The sequence below is a fragment of the Ideonella sp. B508-1 genome, from assembly GCF_000333615.1.
Lineage (GTDB): Bacteria > Pseudomonadota > Gammaproteobacteria > Burkholderiales > Burkholderiaceae_C > Ideonella.
The window spans coordinates 1-1,564 of record NZ_BADL01000411.1 but is presented as its reverse complement, the minus strand read 5'-3'; the positions used below and the strand labels follow the sequence as shown (position 1 = coordinate 1,564).

Here is a 1,564-nt window from a genome sequence, read left to right as displayed (position 1 = left end):
CTCGCAGAGGTCACTCCAGTGATCGCGCCTTCCCTTTTGAGCAAGTCCCTAATCGTCGACGCCGCCTGCTTCGGCAAGGCCTCGAGTAGGTTGGCCACCGAAGCTGGAAGGATGCGCGGGTGCTGCGGCCGCGGCCAAGTTTGGTCGGCGCCGAAGCCGGCTCGCCGCAGCTCATAGCTCAGCCAGACGTCGAGGGCAAGAGCCGGCACGCCCGACTGCGTGTTCGCCCTTAGCAACAGTGGAACGCCCAGTAGCTGGCAGAGTGTGGCGTAGTCGGGCTCGTATCGGCGCTTGCCATCGGCGCCCTTGATCCATGGGTTGGTGTACTCGCCGTCCTTCGCCGCCTTCTCGACGATGCGATCGAAGAGAGCCCACGCCCTAGCCTTAGTGTTCTTATCAGTTGCCACCGGTAGACCTTATCTCTCTTCGGCTCGCTAGGAGCTCCCGCGCCGAGCGCATCGAAACAATCTGCTCTCGAGAGAGCGTCCGCACGTCCGAGAGGAGCGCGCGATCGACGACATCCACGGCGCCCAAGAGCTCACCTGCGCCCAGGAGCTTGGCGACATGCGTCCTCACGGACCGCAACGCCGCAGCTCTCGACCGAACGAGCGCAACCGATGGAACTGCCCAGAGGTCGGCCTCCTTAGGCTCCAGTTTCAGAATGCCCCCGCCATAAGCGCGCCCGACAATCTCGGCGTGCATCAGGGTAGCGGAGTTGAGGCTGGCCAGCGAGAGCAACTCCCGGCCGATTTGCCGACAACCCTCCTGGAGGTAGACGCCGTGGACCGAGTTGAGGTGGTAGGCCTCGGCCTCGTTGGCTACGAGCCGCGGAGTGTCCGCGTTCATGCAGGTCAAGAGGAGATCGGCCGGTCGCACGAGCGGAACGCGATACCACACCTTACGCACTCGGCACTTGTAGGCCGTGTCAACGCCGGTGCGATGCCCGTCCTCGATGTAGGCTTCCGCCTCCTTGGAAGGCTTCTCCCGCGGGTAGAAAAGTAGGGTTGATTGGCCACCTTTGCCCAAGTTCGCTAGGAGCGACGGCGTGAGGTCGAGACCGCGGAGGTGCGAGCTGCCCGGGGGGGACAGTGGCAGCAGCTCCGAAGCCCTGAGCCCGAGCTCCTTCGCCCGCGCGGGGGACACCGCAAAATACTTGTTATTGCCCGTGACGATGCCGAGGGTCGTGTCGCCCCACGATTCCAAGGGCGCAAAGTGGCCGCCGCGCGTGAGCGCCGCGAGCGCGTCGAGCGCGCCCTGGTCGACGAGGCTGCCTGTCCACTTGCCAGCGGGGTCCGCCGGCGTCCAAACAAGCCCCCCCTCCAACGTCGGCAAGCTCTCGGCGTTCTTAGCCTGGCGAATAACGGCGTTCCCAGCGGGGCCCTCGTCGAAGCCATCCGCGAGCAGGGAGGACACGTCTGCCTCTGCCTCAGGGAAAACCTGTTGGGCGAAGAGCACCAGCTNCACGCGTCGGAACCTCTCGAAAAGGACTGGCGCACCGGAACCCGTAGTTGACGGAGAGGAGCTCGGCGGGCAGCACGAGGCCAAGGCGCCCTCGCGCTTCAAA

General features: G+C 65.1%; 1 protein-coding gene and 1 pseudogene. Both read right to left on the bottom strand.

Features of this window, described 5'->3' with window-relative positions; all coding sequences use genetic code 11:
* Positions 1 to 407 (bottom strand): annotated as a pseudogene (locus tag I73_RS16930) (hypothetical protein); the annotation flags it as partial.
* Positions 397 to 1,464, bottom strand: a complete 1,068-nt coding sequence (locus tag I73_RS34875) for a hypothetical protein (RefSeq protein WP_148289830.1) — start codon at positions 1,462 to 1,464, stop codon at positions 397 to 399. The pseudogene I73_RS16930 and the gene I73_RS34875, both read right to left, overlap by 11 nt.
* Between the last annotated feature and the right edge of the window lie 100 nt (positions 1,465 to 1,564).